At 62.8% G+C, this 19,384-nt stretch carries 13 protein-coding genes and 1 tRNA gene; 13 read left to right on the top strand and 1 reads right to left on the bottom strand.

Going from position 1 to position 19,384, the window contains the following annotated elements; genetic code table 11:
• The first annotated feature begins 46 nt into the window (after positions 1 to 46).
• Positions 47 to 135: transfer RNA gene (locus QFZ21_RS08760), tRNA-Ser, on the top strand.
• A gap of 263 nt (positions 136 to 398) precedes the next feature.
• Here the strand turns inward: QFZ21_RS08760 and QFZ21_RS08755 are convergent.
• Entirely contained in the window at positions 399 to 1,523 is a 1,125-nt protein-coding gene (locus QFZ21_RS08755; RefSeq protein WP_307376774.1) for a tyrosine-type recombinase/integrase, read from the bottom strand.
• A 460-nt stretch (positions 1,524 to 1,983) separates the two neighbouring features.
• Here QFZ21_RS08755 and QFZ21_RS08750 point away from each other — a divergent pair, with 460 nt between their 5' ends.
• The 12 genes from QFZ21_RS08750 (at position 1,984) to QFZ21_RS08695 (ending at position 19,352) form a co-directional block, all read left to right on the top strand.
• Positions 1,984 to 2,157 carry a hypothetical protein gene (locus tag QFZ21_RS08750; RefSeq protein ID WP_307376771.1) on the top strand — a complete coding sequence of 58 codons (174 nt, stop codon included), beginning with the start codon at positions 1,984 to 1,986 and terminating at the stop codon, positions 2,155 to 2,157.
• A gap of 336 nt (positions 2,158 to 2,493) precedes the next feature.
• The gene (mobF, locus tag QFZ21_RS08745; protein ID WP_307376768.1) at positions 2,494 to 6,051 is read left to right on the top strand and encodes a MobF family relaxase; all 3,558 of its coding nucleotides are present in this window, start codon (positions 2,494 to 2,496) and stop codon (positions 6,049 to 6,051) included.
• 555 nt (positions 6,052 to 6,606) lie between these two features.
• Positions 6,607 to 7,317 (top strand): FadR/GntR family transcriptional regulator, encoded by a 711-nt coding sequence (locus tag QFZ21_RS08740; protein ID WP_307376765.1) that lies wholly within the window; start codon positions 6,607 to 6,609, stop codon positions 7,315 to 7,317.
• A 149-nt stretch (positions 7,318 to 7,466) separates the two neighbouring features.
• Positions 7,467 to 10,010, top strand: coding sequence for a hypothetical protein (locus QFZ21_RS08735; RefSeq protein ID WP_307376763.1), 2,544 nt, complete (start codon positions 7,467 to 7,469; stop codon positions 10,008 to 10,010).
• 84 nt (positions 10,011 to 10,094) lie between these two features.
• On the top strand, positions 10,095 to 10,838 hold the full coding sequence (locus QFZ21_RS08730) for an SDR family NAD(P)-dependent oxidoreductase (protein ID WP_307376761.1): 744 nt from the start codon (positions 10,095 to 10,097) through the stop codon (positions 10,836 to 10,838).
• Positions 10,839 to 10,983: 145 nt separating this feature from the next.
• The gene (locus QFZ21_RS08725) at positions 10,984 to 12,177 is read left to right on the top strand and encodes a mandelate racemase/muconate lactonizing enzyme family protein (protein WP_307376759.1); all 1,194 of its coding nucleotides are present in this window, start codon (positions 10,984 to 10,986) and stop codon (positions 12,175 to 12,177) included.
• The gene (locus QFZ21_RS08720; RefSeq protein ID WP_307376755.1) at positions 12,174 to 12,923 is read left to right on the top strand and encodes a PIG-L deacetylase family protein; all 750 of its coding nucleotides are present in this window, start codon (positions 12,174 to 12,176) and stop codon (positions 12,921 to 12,923) included. The genes QFZ21_RS08725 and QFZ21_RS08720 overlap by 4 nt, the downstream gene beginning before the upstream one ends.
• Positions 12,920 to 14,215, top strand: a complete 1,296-nt coding sequence (locus QFZ21_RS08715; protein WP_307376754.1) for a sugar ABC transporter substrate-binding protein — start codon at positions 12,920 to 12,922, stop codon at positions 14,213 to 14,215. Before QFZ21_RS08720 ends, QFZ21_RS08715 begins: the two co-directional genes overlap by 4 nt.
• A 2-nt stretch (positions 14,216 to 14,217) precedes the next feature.
• Complete coding sequence (locus tag QFZ21_RS08710) at positions 14,218 to 15,141, top strand: carbohydrate ABC transporter permease (RefSeq protein ID WP_307376750.1); 924 nt, start codon at positions 14,218 to 14,220, stop codon at positions 15,139 to 15,141.
• 214 nt (positions 15,142 to 15,355) lie between these two features.
• The gene (locus QFZ21_RS08705) at positions 15,356 to 16,042 is read left to right on the top strand and encodes a carbohydrate ABC transporter permease (protein WP_307376748.1); all 687 of its coding nucleotides are present in this window, start codon (positions 15,356 to 15,358) and stop codon (positions 16,040 to 16,042) included.
• 64 nt (positions 16,043 to 16,106) lie between these two features.
• Positions 16,107 to 18,413: an alpha-L-rhamnosidase gene (locus QFZ21_RS08700; RefSeq protein ID WP_307376745.1), complete on the top strand. Its 2,307-nt coding sequence runs from the start codon at positions 16,107 to 16,109 to the stop codon at positions 18,411 to 18,413.
• A 78-nt stretch (positions 18,414 to 18,491) separates the two neighbouring features.
• Positions 18,492 to 19,352 (top strand): fumarylacetoacetate hydrolase family protein, encoded by an 861-nt coding sequence (locus QFZ21_RS08695; RefSeq protein ID WP_307376742.1) that lies wholly within the window; start codon positions 18,492 to 18,494, stop codon positions 19,350 to 19,352.
• Positions 19,353 to 19,384: the final 32 nt, after the last annotated feature.

Here is a 19,384-nt window from a genome sequence, read left to right as displayed (position 1 = left end):
GCCGTTATGATGGCTAGGTGCATCCGTGCTTTCGGGTCGGATGCCTGGAGACGTCGCATAGTCCGGCCGAGTGCACCACCCTGCTAAGGTGGAGTCCCCTCACGGGGACCAGGGGTTCAAATCCCCTCGTCTCCGCAGCGAAAATCCCCGCTCAGGCGGGGATTTCTTGGTTCCGGGGTTGTGGGGTCAATCTGACGTGAATGCCGCGTTTCGGCCGCCAAGTGTCCCCCAGGTGTCCCCCGATCGGATGACGGGTTCCACGGACTGCACGAGCCGCCGCCATTTGCGGCGCTCCAAGCGTCGAGAACGTCGCTGTTCGACTGGGCCGCCGAGGCCGTTCGGCTCTCAGATAGCGGCGGACCGGTGCATTAGCTCCGCGCGAGGTCGCTGGGGGAGTGTCAGCTGCCGAGCCCCGGAAGGCGATCGTTAGGGGAGCGCTGAGCGCGACGCTGCTCGAAGGGATGCTCCTCGGCAGCCGTGAGGCGTCGCAGGTGCGCGCGCCGCTGGTCGTCCCCCAGTACGTGGGCGTATACCGCAAGCACGGTGCGCGGATCATCGCCGAGGTACTCGGCGACCTCGTTTACGGGTGTTCCCAGCCGTAACCAGGTGGATGCGGCGTAGTGGCGCAGAGCGTGGCGGCGGAAGCCGAGAGGGAACTTGCGGACGACGCCCACGCTCAGCTGTTCGCCGCGACGGTTAGTAAACAAGTAGGCGTCTAGCGGCTTTCCGTGCGCATGCTCGCGGAAGATGGCCACTGCTCGAGGGGAAAGTGGGATCAGACGCGCACCACGCCAGGACTTCGGCTCCTTTTCCTCGTAGCCATCGGAGTGCGAGCGCTCGACAATCAACTGCGGAAGCGGAACATCCGACAGCGCATTCGTGCGGAGAGCGCGGAGCTCACCCCAGCGCAGTCCAGTTAGCGAGAGGAACTCGAAGACATCAGCGATATCCGAGCGGCGCCCACGGAGGTCGGCGAGAGCCGAGGCAACGATCCGCGATGTGGGGATGGAATGTGGGCTGACGGGACGCAGCGTGGGTGCTGCGAGTTCGGGGATCCGCGCCATGGTGCGCACCGGGTGAGGTTGATGCAGAAGACCTTCAGCAGCGGCGAAGGTGAACAAGGCGCTCAGCGTGGTCTTTGCCCGCGCGACGGTGGATGGCTTCTTGCCCGCCCGCAGCTGCCGGAGCAGATGAGCGCGGATGTCGCTGGCGTTGATGGACGCAAGCGGGCGGTCGAGCAGGCTCGCGGGCAGCGTGTTCAGGTTATTCACATCGGTGTCGACACTGTGCGGGTTCCCGCCCGCGCGCGCCATCTTGAACTGCGTGACAAGCTTCCCGAGGGTGAACGTGCGAGGAGGAGGCAAGGAGCGGCCTGTCTCGACGAGGTGCTTCTGTGTCCGTTCCCATATCTCTGCGTCTCGCTTGATATCGAACGCCTTCGAGGCCACTAGCCGGCGGCCGGACTTGACTCGAACGACGTAGTAGGGCCTACCGGCCGTAGTCCGCCGGATCTCGATGCTCACTCTGATACACCGCCCAGCCGTTCGAGATCGCGGAGACGGTAGATCCGCTTATGCGCGGTCAGATTGACGGGCTCGAGGGGGGGACCGGCCATCCAAGGCCAACGCGCGCAGCGTCGTGCGGTGGATGCCGAGCTGTGCTGCCGCCTCTTCCTCGGAGAGGAACATCCGAGGCGAGTCGGTACTGTGATCCGCGCTCATCGCATTCTCCTATCTTGTGCGACACCATTCGTGGCCGACATCGCGACTGCCCGGTGGCGAGGCGCGACAACAGTTCCGGCGATGGACAGGTGTACGCTTCGCTCCCACGTATCTCTGGAAGCCCGCTCGCGCTTGCCTGCCCACGGGGGAACGTCTTGCCAGCGCTTTCATTCGCTGCGTTCCCCTCCTTGACGTGCCGCTATTGACTCCAGGGGGCGGCGGCGTACCTTAAGGGGGAGACGCCGGTGGCCTTGACGCAACGATGACGGTGCCGAAAATTTTGCGGCACCGTTCTCGCAAGCACACGATCGTTCGCATCGACCGCAAGCCGCCCCCGGAATACATCGGCCTCTTCGAGCGCCTCAGCGACGCTCGCGAACTCAGCCAGCCCTGCGTTGAGGTCATGGACCATCTTGCGAGCCTCGACCTCCGGTGACGGCAGCAAGTCGAACGCGTCGAATGAATCTCGATGAGCCGGGGCGGGGGTCGCCAGGGTTCCGAACGATCGCTCGTCATGTGTGTTACTTCCACGCCCCATCCGTGTTCGGAGGCAACTTCGCCGAGGAGATGCTCGTACGCGTCGCGCTGAGATCAGCCGGCGTCCACACGCACGTCCTTCAGAAAGCAGCCCATCTCGGCCATTGGACCTTGCTGGATCCACGACCCTGCCACCGTCCGGCGCAAGATCTGCCACGCCTCTTGCAGATCGAGGGTGAGCCCGCTTTCAACGGGCTGCTGCTCACCTCGTGAGCAGGAGGAGAAGGGCGGACGTATGACGGTGTCGATGCGCGTGATGAGCGCGGGCGATGGATACAAATATCTGCTGCGCACCGTCGCGGCCGGCGACGGCGACAGGTCTCTCTCCACCGCGTTGACGCGCTATTACAACGCTGAGGGCACACCGCCAGGCCGTTGGCTCGGCACGGGCGTCGCCACGCTTGGCGGCGGGCGGATCAACGTGGGCGATCAGGTCTCCGAAGCTCAGCTCCAGCTCCTGGTCGGCATGGGCCGTGATCCCATCACCGGCGATCCGCTCGGCCGCGCCTACCCCGAATACCGGAGCGTTGCCGAGCGCATCGAGGAACGCGCCGCGGCACTCAATCCAGCCCTCGGGCGCGCTTCACGTGCAGAGGCCGTCGCCGCGATCGAGGCGGAGGAGTCCGAGCGCGGGACGCGGAGGGCGGTGGCGGGGTACGACTTCACGTTCTCGATCCCGAAGTCCGCGAGCGTGTTGTGGGCGGTCGCGGATGCCGGGACACAGGCGGTGATCGCGGACGCGCACCATGCGGCGGTTGGGGAGGTGGTTGCGTTCATGGAGCGGGAGGTTGCAGCCACCCGCGCCGGTGCAACCGGCCGTGACGGTGCGGTTGCGCAGGTCGATGTCCGCGGCTTGGTCGCGACGGCATTTGCTCACTACGACTCGAGGGCGGGTGATCCGCACCTGCACACGCATGTCGTTATCAGTAACAAGGTGCAGACCGTCCTCGACAACAAGTGGCGGGCGTTGGACGGGGGGCCGATGCACGCCGCCGTGGTCGCCCTCTCCGAACTGCACGAGGCGGTCTTCGCTGACCATCTGACCCGGGTGCTGGGTGTCTCGTGGGAGGCGCGGGACAGGGGCCGCGACCGGAACCCGGCGTGGGCGGTCGCCGCGGTGCCGGAGGCGCTGGTTAAGGAGTTCTCCACCCGGGCCCGGCGCATCGACACCGAGACCGATCGCCTCATCAGCCAATACATCGCGACGCGCGGGCGGCGGCCGTCATCGACGACGATCATGAAGCTCCGCGCCCAAGCCACCCTCTCCACCCGGCCCGATAAAAAGGTACGGTCGCTGGCCGACCTCACCACCTCCTGGCGGGAACGCGCCAGACAAGTGCTCGGGGCGGATGCAACCGCGTGGGCACGCACCGTCACGGTGAACGATGAGCCGTTGCTGCTGCGCGCCGACGACGTGCCCCTCGATGTGATCGCCTTGCTCGGGCAGGATGTGGTGACCGCGGTCGGTGAGAAGCGCTCCACCTGGCACCGCTGGAACCTCACCGCCGAGGCGGCGCGACAGACGATGAGCTACCGGTTCGCCACGACCGCAGATCGAGAAGCCGTCATCGGACTGGTCGTCGACGCCGCCGAAGCCGCGTCGCTGCGCCTGACTCCGCCCGAGCTCGCGTCCAGCCCGGCAGCGTTCCGCCGGCGGGATGGCACGAGCGTGTTCCGGCCGAAGCACTCGGCACTGTTCACGTCCGAGGTGCTGCTGGCCGCCGAGGATCGCCTTCTCGAGCGCGCGCGCACCACCACCGCCCCGACCGTGCCGCTGACGACCGTCGAATGGACTACCAAGCGCCCCGACAGCAAGGGTCACGTGCTCGGTGACGACCAGGCGGTCGCGTTGGCGAAGATCGCGGTCTCCGGGCGGATGCTCGATGTGCTGGTTGGTCCGGCGGGTGCGGGGAAGACGACCGCGATGTCGGCGTTGCGGTGGGCGTGGGAGCAGGAACACGGGCGCGGCAGCGTGGTGGGGCTCGCGCCGTCTGCGGCGGCAGCGCAGGTCCTGGCCGATGACCTCGGCATCCAGACGGAGAACACCGCCAAGTGGCTCGACATCCATGACCGCACCGGGGAGACCTTCCGCAGGGGCCAGCTCGTCATCGTCGATGAGGCATCGCTGGCGGGCACGCTCTCCCTCGACCGCATCACGGCCTTGGCGGCGGAGGCCGGGGCGAAGGTGCTGCTGGTCGGGGACCACGCCCAGCTCCAGTCCGTCACCGCGGGCGGCGCGTTCTCTCTCCTCGTCCAGGACCGCGACGACATCCCCGAGCTGGTCGACGTGCACCGTTTCGTCAACCCATGGGAGAAGACCGCCTCCCTCGACCTGCGGCACGGCCGCACCGAGGTCATCGACACCTACGCCAAGCACTCCCGTGTGATCGGCGGGGAGACCGAGGACATGATCGACGCCGCCTACACCGCCTGGCGGGCAGACTCCCTCGCCGGTCGGGCCAGTGTCCTCGTGACCGACTCCCTCGAATCCGTCCAAGCGCTCAACAACAGGGCGCGGGCTGATCTGATCCTTGACGGCACGGTGAACCCCGGCCGCGACGTCGAGCTGCACGACGGCTCCCGCGCCGCGGTCGGGGATACCGTCATCACCCGCCGCAACGACCGTCGCCTGCGCGCCGGGCGATCCTGGGTACGCAATGGCGACCGGTGGATGATCACCCAGGTCCACCACCATGGTGCCCTCACCCTGCGCCGCGCCGGACGCAGGTGGAGCGGGACGGTTGTAGTCCCGGCGGGGTACGTGACAGAGCACCTCGACCTCGGCTACGCCGTCACCTCCTACCGGGCGCAGGGCATCACGGTGAACTCCTCTCACGTTCTCGCGGATGCGTCGATGACCAAGGAAACGTTCTACGTCGCCATGACCCGCGGCCGCGAAGAGAACATCGCCTACGTCGCCGTCGACAAGCCCGACCCCGCCCACGACGGCCCGCACCCCGGCGACAACACCGAGGCAACCGCACGGTCGGTGCTGTTCGGGGTACTGCAGCACGCAGGTGCCGAACTCTCCGCGCACGAGACCGTCACCGCCGAGCAGGACACCTGGACCTCGATCGCGCAGCTAGCCGCCGAATACGAGACCCTAGCCACCGCCGCACAGCACGACCGCTGGGCCGCACTCATCCGATCCTCCGGGCTCAGCGGCAACGGCGCCGAGGACGCGATCGCCTCGCCGGCTTTCGGCGCACTCACCGCCGAGCTGCGACGGGCCGAAGCGAACCAGCACGACATCGAGACCCTGCTGCCACACCTAGTCAGAACGCGCGGTTTCGGAGACGCCGAAGACATCGCCGCCGTCCTGCACGACCGCGTCGCCAACGCGACCTCCCGCCCAGCAGGCGCCGGCCGTGCCCGCGCGGCACCGCGCCTGATCGCCGGTCTCATCCCGGAGGCCACAGGCTTCATGCCGTCCGAGATGCGGCGGGCTCTGACCGACCGGCGCGACCTCATCGAGGCGCGTGCCGACGTGCTCGTCGACACTGCACTCACAGACAAACACGAGTGGATCACGAAGCTCGGCACGCAACCGACGCAGGCACGAGCGGCCCGGGGATGGCGCTACGGTGCCCGCACCATCGCCGCTTACCGCGACCGCTACGGGATCACCGGATCGTCCCCGCTTGGGGCGCAGGCCGAGTCGGAGGCGCAGAAGATCGACGCCACCCGCGCCCGTGCTGCCCTTCACCGGGTACAGAACCTCGCCCAGGCCCACCCACCTGAGCAGCAACGAACCCGCCGCACCGAAGTACAGAGGGTCGGGCCGTCTCTGTAGCTGCTTTGCTACGACTGGTCGGCTCAATCCGGAGGCTGGATCGTCTGCACGTTCGAGACGTCACCCTGGTTCACGCAGTCGTAGGCGAGGTCGTGAACATGCCCGCAAAAGCTAAGATCGGCCGCCGTCGAGTCCGCGGCTCGCGATATAGCAGTCGGGACATAGGGCGTGAAAGCGTCTGTGGTGGTGTCGCTCGCGACCGCGCCGAAAACCGTGATATCGATGTTCCGGCGCGGCTTGGTTTCGGCAGGGGTTTTGGCGGATCAGCCTTCGGTGTGTTGCACACCTGGTGGTAGTCGGCGATCGATTCACCGTAAACGATCGTTTCTGGTGCTCTCTGCGCTGCTGCGGGATACGCTGGCGCGATTGAACCCTTCTACAGAGAACAAGCTGCACGTCGGTGCCCCGAAGGCGTCGAAAGAGCCAATGACTTCCCGAGCATGAGAACCGAAGATCCGGCAGACTGGCGATACGGATGAGGGCTGGTTCTCCCCGTTGAATTCGCCGACCCTCAGCCGTCACCGACAGTCCCGTCGTGAACCCGAAGGAACCGCTATGAGTCAACTGCCCACGGGACGCGAGCCAGCGCCATCGATGACGGACCGCGTCGCCGCAAGGCTCGCCGCTCATTTCGCCGAGATCGGCCTTAGCGATGGAGATTCGATACCGTCGACCGGCAAACTCGCTGATGAGTTTGGTGTGTCTCGCACCGTGATTAGGGAGGCGCTTGCGCAGCTGTCGGGACAGGGGTTGCTCGACAGGCGTCAGGGACGCGAAGGAGTCATCAGGCGACCGCAGGCGGAACAGCTCTCCACACTACTCAGCTCGAAGTTCACGATAGAACGCGCGTCCCTCCGAGACCTCCACGCGTTTCGCGAGGTTGTCGAGGTGGGCGCGGCTCGCCTCGCAGCGGCGCGTCCGGACGGACCAATCATCGCGCGCCTGTCAGATCTCTTGAGTGAGATGCGTTCCGGAAAGGACGACATTGACCTGCTCAAGGCAGACGTCGAGTTCCACCGCACGATCGCGAACGCAGCGAATCCGGTTTTCGGATTCGTGCTTGAGGGTCTTGCCGGGCTGCTCATGGAGTCGCGTCAGGCTGTCTGGGATGGCTACCTCCGCGATGGGGGTACCAACGATGTCGCCGTCGATCGGCATATCGCCATTCGCGACGCGATCGCGGCGGGCGATCCTGAGGCTGCGGCTCGAGCGATGGTTGAGGACCTAGCGGATACCGAACGCGGACTCGGTGACCCCGACCGATGACATCGGTTCTCATACAAGAAAGCGGTAAAGCAGGTGTTTCTCGCTCGCTATAGGGCTTGTTTGCTGAACTTGACACATAAGTAGGCTTTGCCTACCATCGGTTTGATGGCCGACTTCCTCGGCGTATACATCGTCATCGAGAGGCCGACATGTACGAGATTGCCGTCGAGTTGCAGGATCCCTCATCCCGCGCCACGGTGAGGGGTGCGGAGCGAGTCGATCAGGTCAGGCCAGGTCGATTTCTCGCGTCGTGGTCGACACGCCCCCACGAGCTCGTCAGAGTAGACACCGCTGACGGTGGCTTTTCCTTCTGGCCAGACGAGCTTGACACAGTAGAGCAGATGCTCGTCCGCAGGGTCGGAGCTGCCGTCGTTCTAGCCGAGAACATGGCAGACTTCGCTACCTTGTTGTCGAGTATCGAGGATAAGGGGAGGCAGACGGCGTTAGCGTCCTTCGGATCTGAGGAGCATTCGTTTGCTGCCGCTTCGAACGGGCGCACACTGCCGGGGCCGACCTGGCTCGGTCTGGGACGTGATCACAGGATTTTCTCGGTCGGGTTCGCAGGGGTTGGGCCGGTCAATGACGCCGAGCGCTCGGCGAACTGGGTCACGCCTCTTCGGCATTGGCAGGGTGTCACGCTTGACCCGGACGGTGACCCCGTGAACTATCGCTATAACCTCGGAAGAGGGATCAGTTCGCAGCATGACGTCGCCCGGTCGCTAGTCGATGGTTGCCTCCCGATCCTCGTCGCCAGCGTGCCGGATGGTGAGATCACTTACACCGTCACAGCGTTTGTTTCTTTGGAGGTCTCGTCGCTGGCCGAAAATCCGATCTTCGGGACCCCCGCTCTGGTCGCCGACGGGCATGCTGGTGGCCACACATTCACGGCAGACCAAACGGCCGAGTACGAAGCTCAGCTAGGGGAGTATGAGCCGGCGGAGGAGACGGTGCTCTTCCTGCGCATTCGAGCGGAGAACAACGCATCTGTCGCAAGGCATGCGTTCTTTGGCGTGCCCGCTCCATACAAGCTTGGTGGCGAGACTCTCATCGACCACGTTTTCGCGGATGGGTATGGTGCTCTCGCGGATGGTCGAATCTACGCTGTGGCAAAGTTGAACGGACGTGCCCCCGAGCACGAGGAGACGGCCCTGCTCCTCGCTCCTGGAGGAGAAGCAACCCTTGACGTGGCAATTCCCCACACCCCGGTGACGTCCGAGCGGGCGCTTGCGCTCTATGCGAAGTCGACGGATCTCATCACTGCCGATGTTTCCCGATACTGGCAAGCCAAGTTGTCCTCAGCGGCTTCGATCAAGGTTCCGGATCCGCGCATCGCGAACATGATCTCCGCTGGGCTGCTCCACTTGGACCTCATCACTTTCGGATCGGAACCAGAGGCACCGCTCGCGCCGATGATTGGCGTCTACAGCCCGATCGGCTCCGAAAGCGGGCCCATCATTCAGTTCTTCGATTCGATGGGGTGGTCGGACGTCGCAAGCCGATCGTTGGACTATTTCTCAATGAAACAACGACCCGATGGGTTCATTCAAAACTTCAACGGCTACATGCTGGAGACCGAAGCGATCCTGTGGTCGTTCGGTGAGCACTATCGGATCCATCGCGACGCCGACTGGCTCTCTCGTTCACGCGCGACAATTGAGAGCGCCGTCGGCTACATCCTCGATCAGAGAGCCGTCCAGCAGAGCGAAGGTGTCGAGCCGCACGGGCTGCTCGTCGGGAAAGTCGCAGATCCCGACGATCCCTTCGCCACCTACATGCTGAACGGGTTCGCATGCCTCGGGCTTTCGCGAGCCGCTGAGATGTTCGAGGATATCGACCCCGATCTCAGTGCACTCTGGTCCAGAGCAGCTCATGATCTCAAAGAAGATATTCGAGCATCTCTTGCAGAAGCGATGGCCATCTCGCCCATCGTGCCACTCAGCGACGGGACATGGTCGCGGACGGCGCCACCCTGGGCCGGGCACCCTGGACCTGTCATGCTCGCACGGACCGCTGAGCCCGCGTTCTCGCACGGCACGATCACTACGCGAGACGCGTTGATCGGACCGCTCTGGTTGATCGCGCAAGAGGTACTTGAACCGGATGAGCCGACGGCGCAAGAAATGCTGGAGTACAGCGCAGATCTCTCGTTCCACGACAATGCAGCTTTCAGCCAGCCGTACTACAGCCCCCACCCTCTGGTCCATCTGCGTCGGGGAGAGCCCCGAGCGTTTCTCCGCGCCTACTTCACGATGGTCGCTTCGTTGGCAGACCGAGAAACATACTCGTTCTGGGAACACTACTTTCACGCTAGCCCGCACAAGACACACGAGGAAGCATGGTTCCTCATGCAGACCAGGTGGATGCTGTACCTCGAGGACGGCCGCGATCTGAAGTTCTTCTCCGGCATCCCCCGATCTTGGATGTCCCCAAAGGAGCGCATCGAACTCACGAATGTCCGCAGCTACTTTGGACCAGTCTCAGCCTGCGTGACTGTAAGTGATGACGGGAACAGCGCTCGATTCTCCGCTTCGTTCGACCCGGATCGACACCCTGACGCCATCTCGGTACGCTTGCCGCATCCGCGAGGAGGTGGCGCTGCGACCGTGACGGCGGGGACCTACGACGCTCAGGAGGAGGCCGTTCACATCGAGATCGTTTCGACCCACGCCGAGTTCGACATCGTCTGGACATGATCTGAGCCTCAACCTCTAGGTTGGCAGTGACTATACCGCCGCGCGAATATGGCATCGCTATTGCCACGAGAGAGACGATCCGAAATGTTGACGCAGTCAGTAGTGGTGACGGGTGCGGGCAACGGCATCGGGCGAGCGACGTCGATCCGACTCGCGCGTGCCGGATGGTCCGTCGTCGCGGTCGATATTGTCCATCCCCGCGGACCTGAGATCCCGAACATCGCACGAGTCATCGGCGATGTTCGCGACCCGGAGACGCATGCGGCAGCGGCCGATACCGCCGCGCAAATGGCGCCCCTCCGGGGGTGGGTCAACAACGCAGCCATTCAGTTGGCTGCGCCCGCATCGGAGATCACGCTCGAACATATCCGCCCCCAGGTTGACGTGAACCTGGTCGGAACGCTATTGGGATGCGCGGCCGCCGCAAGCGCGATGCCCGACGGGGGGTCAGTCGTGTCCGTGAGCTCCATCCATGCGCTGGTCGGGTTCCCGAGCGCCTTCGTCTACGCGGCGACGAAGGGAGCCGTCGTGGCGATGGCTCGTCAGCTCGCGGTGGACTACGGCGCATCGGGTCTTCGGTCGAACGTCGTCCTCCCGGGTGCGATCGACACTGACATGTGCAGGCTCGAATGGGAACGCGCCGATGACCCCGCCGAGGCACAAGCCGCAGACGAGTCACTGCACCTTATGCGACGGATGGGAACGCCGGATGAGGTGGCCTCCGTCATTGAATTCCTCCTGACCGAGGCGTCATCGCTCATCAATGGACAGGCGATCGTGGTCGATGGCGGCGCAACAGCAAAAGGAATCCGCTCGTTCAACCTGTAGTACAAGTCAGCGGCCTGGTTGGCAGAGTTGGCAGAACTGCCTAATTCTACGAGACACTTGACACACAAGTAGTGTTGCGGTTATCTGTACTTACTGCGAACGCACGTCATCGCAGACCAACCACGGAACAGCGAGGTAGCCTCCGATGCACATCGACGCCGTCGACTTCTTCTACCTGGCGATGCCGGAGGTGCTCGATGTCGGTGACGGCAGCCAGGATGTCCTGCTCGTCCGCGTCGAAGCCGGAGGATACGAAGGGTGGGGGGAGTGCGAGGCCTCGCCCCTGACCTCGATCGCGAGTCTCATCGCTCCCATGTCACACAGCGCATGCCATCCCGTGCTGAGCTCAATTCTGGGTGAGAAGCTCGAGAGCGCCGAGGATATCGACGCGATCTCGCGGCGAACTCGGGCCCGGTCCTTCGACTTGCTGCAGACGGCGCACACGCTGTCCGGAATCGACATCGCGATGTGGGATCTCCTCGGTCGCCGATTCGAAGAGCCGGTGTGGAAACTCCTCGGGCAGGAGCGATCGATGGGCAAACGGCCGTACGCATCGGTGCTTTTCGGTGACACTCCTGAAGAGACCCGGCTGAGGGGAGCGCGCGCCGTCGAGAGCGGGTTCCGGGCGGTCAAATTCGGATGGCAGGGGTTCGGAACGCAGTCCCTGCGGGATGACGTCGACCAGCTGGCAGCCGCACGCGAGGGCGTCGGGGAGGCCGAACTCATGATCGACGCTGCCATGGCATGGGGTTCCGACCCGGCCCCAGCAATCGAACGCGCCGCGGCTCTCGAGGAGTTCCACGTACTCTTCCTCGAAGAGCCTTTCATCCCCGGGGCCGATCGCGCATACCGCACACTACGCGGGGCACTAACCAACGTGAAGATCGCGGCGGGCGAGGGAAGCCATAGTGAGGAAATGGCTCTCAACATGCTGGACAGCGCGAACGTCGACTACCTGCAGATCGACGCCGGCCGCATCGGGGGCATCACCACGGCCTCCAGAGTCGCCCGCGCAACGGCGAACCGCGGAGCCACCTACCTCAACCACACCTTCACCTCGCACCTTGCGCTATCAGCCTCTCTCCAGCCCTACGTCGGCGACGCGACATCCACCTGGTGCGAGTACCCGCTCGACTCGCAGCCAGTGTCGCGAGACCTGACGGTTGAGACGCTCGCCGTCGACGCCGACGGTCTCGTGCGGGTTCCAGACTCACCCGGTCTCGGCCTGACAATCAACAAGGAGGTCGTGGGTCGATATGCGGTGAATGTGGAGATAACAATCGACGGCGATTCCGTCTTCCGCTCTCCGTTCATCGAGCCGGCGGTGAGGCTCGCATGAGGATTCTCGCGATCGGTGCTCACCCGGACGACATCGACATCCTCTGTGGCGGGACGCTCGCACTCTACGCGGCGGCTGGACACTCCATCGTCATTGCGATCGCGACCAACGGGAATGTGGGATCGGCCACTCTCACCCGCGACCAGACAGCCGCACTTCGCCGCCGCGAAGCCGAGCGATCATGCGCGGTGATCGGCGCCGAGCTGATCTGGATGGACTTCGACGATGAGTGGCTTTTCGACGACCGCGCTACGAGAACCGTGTTCATCGATGCCATCCGTCACGCCAGGCCAGACATCATGCTCGTCCACAGTACGGGCGATTACCACCCCGACCACAGAATCGCGGGCCAGGTGGCGCAGGATGCTCGCATTCCCGCGGCTGTGAAACTCGTCGAGACACGCCTGCCCGCACTCACGGAGATACCAAAGCTCTACACCATGGACACGATCGGCCAGTTGGAAGGCGGACTCGACGTCTACGTCGACATCACGAGCGTGATGGACCAAAAGATCGAAATGGCGGCAGCCCATGTCAGCCAGAAGGCCTGGCTCGATCACATATTCGGCATGGACTACCTCGAATTCATTCGGTCCCAGGCATCGATGAGGGGACGCGAACTGGGGGTCCAATACGCGGAGGCATTCCGCGACATCCCTACTTACCCCCCAAGTCGACCAGATCTGCCACGTCTCGGCGTCGACGTTAACGTTGTCCGCACGAAAAGGAAGCAGGAGAAGAAATGAAAAGAACCAGTCAAAGCAAGAGCAAGCGGTCGAGGGCGCTTGCTGCTGCTGCTGCGATGGCCGTAGTAGCAACGACGCTACTGGCGTGCAGCCCCACATCAGGGGGATCGGGCGGCTCAACCAGCACCGAGATCCGCTTCTCGATGTGGGCCGCCGGGCCCGACGTCGATGTCTGGAACGACATTATCGAGAGCTTCGAGAAGGCGAACCCCGATATCTCGGTCAAGTTCGAGCCGCTCGACTACCAGTCGTACTGGACGAAGCTGAACACGCAGATGGCCAGCAACTCCGCGCCGGACGTGGTCGGGATGCAATTCCAATCGGGCGTGCTGGGGCAGGCCGGGCAGCTGATCGCCCTGGATGAACTGTCCGCGGACTTCGAGAAGGTTCCGGAAAACCTCCTCAAGTCAGGCCAGACCGAGGTCGATGGCGAGAATGTGACATACGCTCTGCCGATGCGGTTCGTCGGCGGATCAATCTATGGGAACACTTCGGCGATGGAAGCTGCCGGCGTGGAGGTCCCCGAGGATGGGTGGACTATCGACGAGTTCGTCGCCGCCGCGAAGGCGATGACGACCGATGACATGTACGGCATCGCCATCCCTGGCACGGGCCCCGGAGTCGCCTTCGCCTCCCTCTTCGACGCGTCACCCGTCTCGGACGATGGTCGCACTGCGACCTACGACACGCCCGAGATGATCGAGTACAAGACCTGGCTCCGAGACCTGATCTACGTCGAGAAGGTGGCTCCTCACCCCAAAGACGTCTCTGCGCAGAAGGATCCGTTTGTGACGGAGCAAGTGGCCATGACTCTCAATGGGAGTTGGATGACGGGGGTCTTCCGGGAAGGGGTCGAGAATTTCGATTGGGACATCCTGCCCAACCCGAGCGGGGAGTTCCAGGGAACGAACTATGCTGGCCCGGACCTCATCTCCGTGACATCGAGCAGCAAGCACCCTGACGCCGCTCAGGAGTTCATCAAGTACGTCGTCTTCGATCCCGACGCGCAGACCATCATTGCAAACGTCGGGGCTCCAGTACTTACAGAGCTTCTCACCGATGAGGAGCGCATCGCCGCAGAGGCAGCTCAGGGGCCCGCGAACTACGGATACTTCGTGCAGGAAGCGGTCGAACACGGCGGCGGATGGGCATTCGGACCCAAGTTCACAGATATCTCAATCGTAGAAAATGAAGCAGACTACAAGATCTTCGAGTCCGCCGACTCGGATGTCGAAGCAATCCTCACGGAACTCGACGTGAAGGTTCAGGCGCTGCTGGACACCGTTCCCTGATCATGGTTACCACGTCACCGGGCGCCAGCCCCACAGCACCGGGAGCCACCGCTAAACAGATCCATAACTTCACGCCCGGATCGAAACGATGGCTACCTGTATTCATTGTCCCCATCTGCGTGGGGCTGGCCCTGGTGTACGTCGCGGCCGCGATCGGCATCGCCCTGAGCTTCACCAGCTGGGATCTTATTTCCCCCGCTCAATGGCTAGGTGTTGGCAACTTCACCTCCGCCTTCGGCGACCCCCGCTTCTGGAAGGCAATGAGTAACACTGCTCTCCTCGTGATACTCACGGTGCCAGCGAAGATCGCCATCGGTCTCGGGCTTGGTGTCGCCATGACCAGGGTGACCCGCTTCGGCACGTTCTTCCGATTAGCTCTCTTCTTCCCTACGACTTGTCATGTGGTATCCGTCGCTTTCATCTGGATGTATCTGTACGACGTCGACGGATTGCTCAACCAATTCAGAGCCGCCCTCGGGTGGGAGCCTGTCTTCTGGATGGGACCGGATCACGCGCTCACATCGATCGCCGTAATGGTCGTTTGGGGAGGGGTCGGCTACATAGCCCTTCTTTATGTTGCCGGTCTGCAGACCATCCCCCAGGAGTACTACGACGCGGCGGAGATTGATGGGGCCAACGCATGGCAGCGATTCCGGTACGTAACGTTCCCACTTCTGACTCCCACCACCTTCTTCGTTCTCATCATCTCCCTCATCGCGGGCTTCCAAACATTCGGTGAAGTGTTCATTCTCAAAGGGCCACTGGACTCGACTCTCACGATCATGGCCTACATCTACGAGCGAGCTTTCGGCGGTCTCCAGATGGGATACGCGGCTGCGCTTTCGGTGTTCCTCATCGTGATTCTGCTATCGATGACTGCGATTCAACTCAAAGTTCAGAAGAAGTGGGTCAACTATGACATCTAGTCTGATTTCGACGTCGAATGCCCAGGAGTCCGCAACGGCGTCGTTAGTAACCATGCGACGCGGCTATAAGACGCCTCGAAGGCGGCAGCGACGCGAGCACTCGATCGTCGCGTACGTCGTCCTCGCCCTGGGCTCTCTCGTCATCCTCGGTCCGTTTCTCATCACGTTGCTGACCACCTTCCGGACGAACGAGGACTACATCTCGTCATTGTCGGTGCTGCCGACGACGTGGACGCTCCAGAACTATGCGGATGTCTTCACAGAGATGCCGATGCTGAGGATGCTGTTCAACGGACTCTTCATCGCAGTCCTCGCTACAGCGGGAAATCTGCTGGGCAGTCTGCTGGCCGCGTTCGCGATCGCGAAACTCAGGTTCCCGGGTCGAGGTGCGCTCTTCGCGATCATCGTGTTCACATTGCTGATTCCCGGAACGATCACGATGATCCCGCTCTATACGATGATGCGTGCGATCGGCCTCGTCGATACCCCGTGGGCTTTGATTCTGCCGATGTGGACGGGAACCGCGTTCGCTGTCTTCTTCCTGCGCCAATTCGTGCTCGGCGTGCCGAACGAACTGTATGAAGCGGCGGTGCTGGACGGCTGCTCCGTTCCGAGAGTTCTCTTCACGATTTACCTCCCTCTCCTCCGCGGTCCCCTCGCTGTGCTCGCGATTCTCGGATTCCTCGGCTCCTGGAACGATCTGCTCGGGCCCCTTATCTACTTGAACTCCCCAGAACAAATGACTGCCGCTGTCGGCCTGACCTATTTCCAGGGGCAATACGTGACGAACTTCCCGGCTCTGCTTGCCGGAGGGTTCATCATCCTGGTGCCGACGACGGTCATGTTCCTTATCTTCAACCGTCAGATCCGCGACGGCATGCTCATCAGCGGCATGAAGTAGTCCATACTGCGAGCCACACGGCCTTCTAGAATCGCTCCCAAATCCCTCAGTCAGAGAGACGTTCATGACCACCACCTTTGAGGCGGCGTTCGTAGCGCCCGACGATGCCGACTTGACGGCACCGCTCCTACGCAAGACCATTTCGCTTGATCGCGACCACGGCGCCATCGTCCGAGCTTCAATGCGCGTCTCCGCGCTGGGAGTGATCGAGGCGTATATCGACGGCGCGGCGATCTCGGAGGACCTGCTGACTCCCGGCTGGACGAGCTACGAGTGGCGACTGAGGTACGCGGAGTACGACGTGTTGTCGCACTTGGAGAACGGCACCTTGGAGAACGGCCCCTTGGAGAAGGTCACCCTCAGTGCGGTTCTCGGGAACGGATGGTTCCGGGGACGACTCGGTTTCGGTGACGGCGCGCGACCGTACGGGCAGGAACTCGCAGCGCTACTCGAGTTGCGGATCGCCTTCGAAGACGGTCACGAGCAGGTCGTCGGCACGGATCCGTCATGGATGGCTGGACCGAGCTCTATCCTCAGCAACAGTCTTTACGACGGACAGACGATCGACGGGCGAGTCGATATCGAGGCTGTCATGCGGACCGGTGAAGGCGGCGGCGATGGATGGGGTGGCACCCATGTCGTTGATGTTGATCCGCGGAAGCTGGTGCCCTATGTCAGTCCGCCGGTCCGCCGCCAGTACTCGATCGTGCCCGTCGACATGTGGACGACTTCCAGAGGGACGATCATCGTCGACTACGGGAAGAATGTAGTCGGTTGGGTCCGAGTGAAGGTGACGGGTTCAGTCGGGTCGCACCTGATCCTGCGTCATGCGGAGGTGCTGGAGCACGGAGAATTGGGGACTCGACCCCTCCGGACGGCGAAGGCAACGGATGAGTACATTCTCAGTGGGCGGCAGGACGTCTTCGAGCCGAGGTTCACATTCCACGGATTTCGCTATGTCGAGCTTGAGGGTTGGCCGCACGCAATGAGCGCCATCCAGCCTGGTGATCTGGAAGCGGTGGTTATCAGCTCGGACTTGGCACGAATCGGTCAGTTTGAGTGCTCTGACCCGCTGCTCAACCAGCTCCACCAAAACGTGGTGACGGGCATGCAAGGAAACTTTGTTGACATACCCACAGACTGCCCCCAACGCGATGAGCGTTTGGGATGGACGGGAGACATCGCAGCTTTCGCCCCTACGGCGTCGTTCCTGTTCGACGTCCGCGGCTTCCTTCAAAATTGGCTCACCGATCTGGCCCTGGAACAGCGGCACCATGACGGAGTCGTTCCCTTCGTTGTACCCGACGTGCTGAAGTACATAGAGGCTGAGAGCGTGTACGACAAGCCGCCGGTCACCGCTATCTGGAGTGATGCGGCGGCTTGGGTGCCCTGGGCTATGTGGGAGGCATACGGGGAGACGGATACGCTTCGCGATGCGTTCCCGTCGATGACGAGGCATGCACGCGTAGTCCAAGACGCGCTGTCGGATCGTGGCGTGTGGGAGGAAGGGTTCCAGTTCGGCGATTGGCTGGACCCCGACGCTCCACCCGAAGACGCTGCCGCGGCCAAAGCTGACCCCGGCGTCGTGGCATCAGCGTGCGCGTATCGAACCGCCCGGATCGTAGCCGAAACATCTGCGATTCTGGGCTACGCGAGCGAAGCGGAGGAGTTCACGCAGCTCGCTGCGCGAATCAAGACCGCATTCAATACCGTCTATGTGGATGGTGACCGCATCGTCAGCGATTGTCCTACCGTCTACTCGCTTGCGATCGTGTTCGGGCTTCTCGATGAGGAGCAGGTCGACTGGGCAGGGCGGCGGCTGAGCGAACTAGTCGTCGCGAGTGGCCATCACATCTCGACGGGGTTTGCAGGTACCCCGTTCATCATGGATGCACTCAGCTCGACCGGGCATGTGGAAACGGCGTACCGGCTCTTGCTGCAGAAGGAGTGCCCGTCTTGGCTTTATCCTGTGACGCAGGGCGCGACCACGATCTGGGAGCGTTGGGACTCGATGCTTCCGGATGGGAGTATCAACCCGGGGGGCATGACGAGTTTCAACCACTACGCGCTGGGAGCGGTAGCGGATTGGATGCACCGAGTGCTCGGTGGGCTCGCCCCGCTTGAGCCCGGATACCGTCGCATCCTGATCGCGCCTATTACAGGCGATCAGATTGAATGGGCCAAGACGAGTCTGAAGACCCCCCATGGCGTTGCCACGGTGCAGTGGGAGCGTCGTGATCGCGAGATCGCAGTCACGGTCACTCTGCCGTTCGGAACAACAGGGACGTTCCGCGTTCCAGGCAGAAACGATGTCGAACTCGGGCCGGGCACACACTCGCTGCAGATGCCGATTGCCCTTCGAGTTGAGTGATCCTCACGCTCCGTCTGAGACCGATCTCCGACTGTGCTGTAAGAGGAGCGTCATTCGAAAATCGATAGAAGGAGACGTATGAAGCTTGCTCGGATCGGAGCCATTGGCGAGGAACGGCCCGCGGTGTTCATCACTGACGACACCTACGTCGATCTCTCCGACGTCGTCACTGAGTACGACGAGGCGTTCTTTGCCGGCGGGGGGATAGAACGCATCCGGCCCGTGGTTGATCAACGTGTTCAATCTGGCGACGTCCATCTGCTCCTGTGTCAACGAATTGGGGCGCCGATTGCCCGGCCCCACCAGATCATCTGCGTCGGATTGAACTACAGCGATCACGCGGCGGAGACGGGGCAGGCGGTACCTGCGGAGCCGATCTTGTTCACCAAGTCACCCAACACGCTCGTCGGTCCGAATGACGATGTGCGGATTCCCCGCGGTTCGACCAAGCCTGATTGGGAAGTCGAACTCGGCATTGTCATCGGCGAGCGGGCAAGTTATCTGGCCTCTCCGGAGCAGGCGCGTGACTGCATCGCCGGCTGGGTCGTCGTCAACGACGTTAGCGAACGTGCTTTCCAGTTGGATCGAGGTGGTCAGTGGCTTAAAGGCAAGTCAGCTGAGACGTTCAACCCGGTGGGACCGTGGCTGGTAACCCAGGACGAAGTAGCGGACGTCCTCGCACTCGGGATGAGGTTAGACGTCAACGGCGTGCGTCGGCAGGACGGCTCCACTTCGAGGATGATCTTCGACCCTTATTTCATCGTGCATTACATCAGCCAGTTTCTTGTGTTAGAGCCGGGGGATCTCATCAACACGGGGACGCCTCCAGGTGTCGGTATGGGGTTTCAGCCCCCGATCTGGTTACAGCCAGGAGACGTCATCGAACTTGAGATCGACGCTCTCGGATCTCAACGTCAGACGGTTCTGGCCCCGCGATGAGGTTCTTCATTCGCTCGACCACGATAGCTAGG

This window comes from Microbacterium sp. W4I20, assembly GCF_030816505.1.
Taxonomy (GTDB): domain Bacteria; phylum Actinomycetota; class Actinomycetes; order Actinomycetales; family Microbacteriaceae; genus Microbacterium.
Note: the sequence above shows the minus strand (reverse complement) of the source record. Positions and strands in the feature narration are given on the sequence as shown.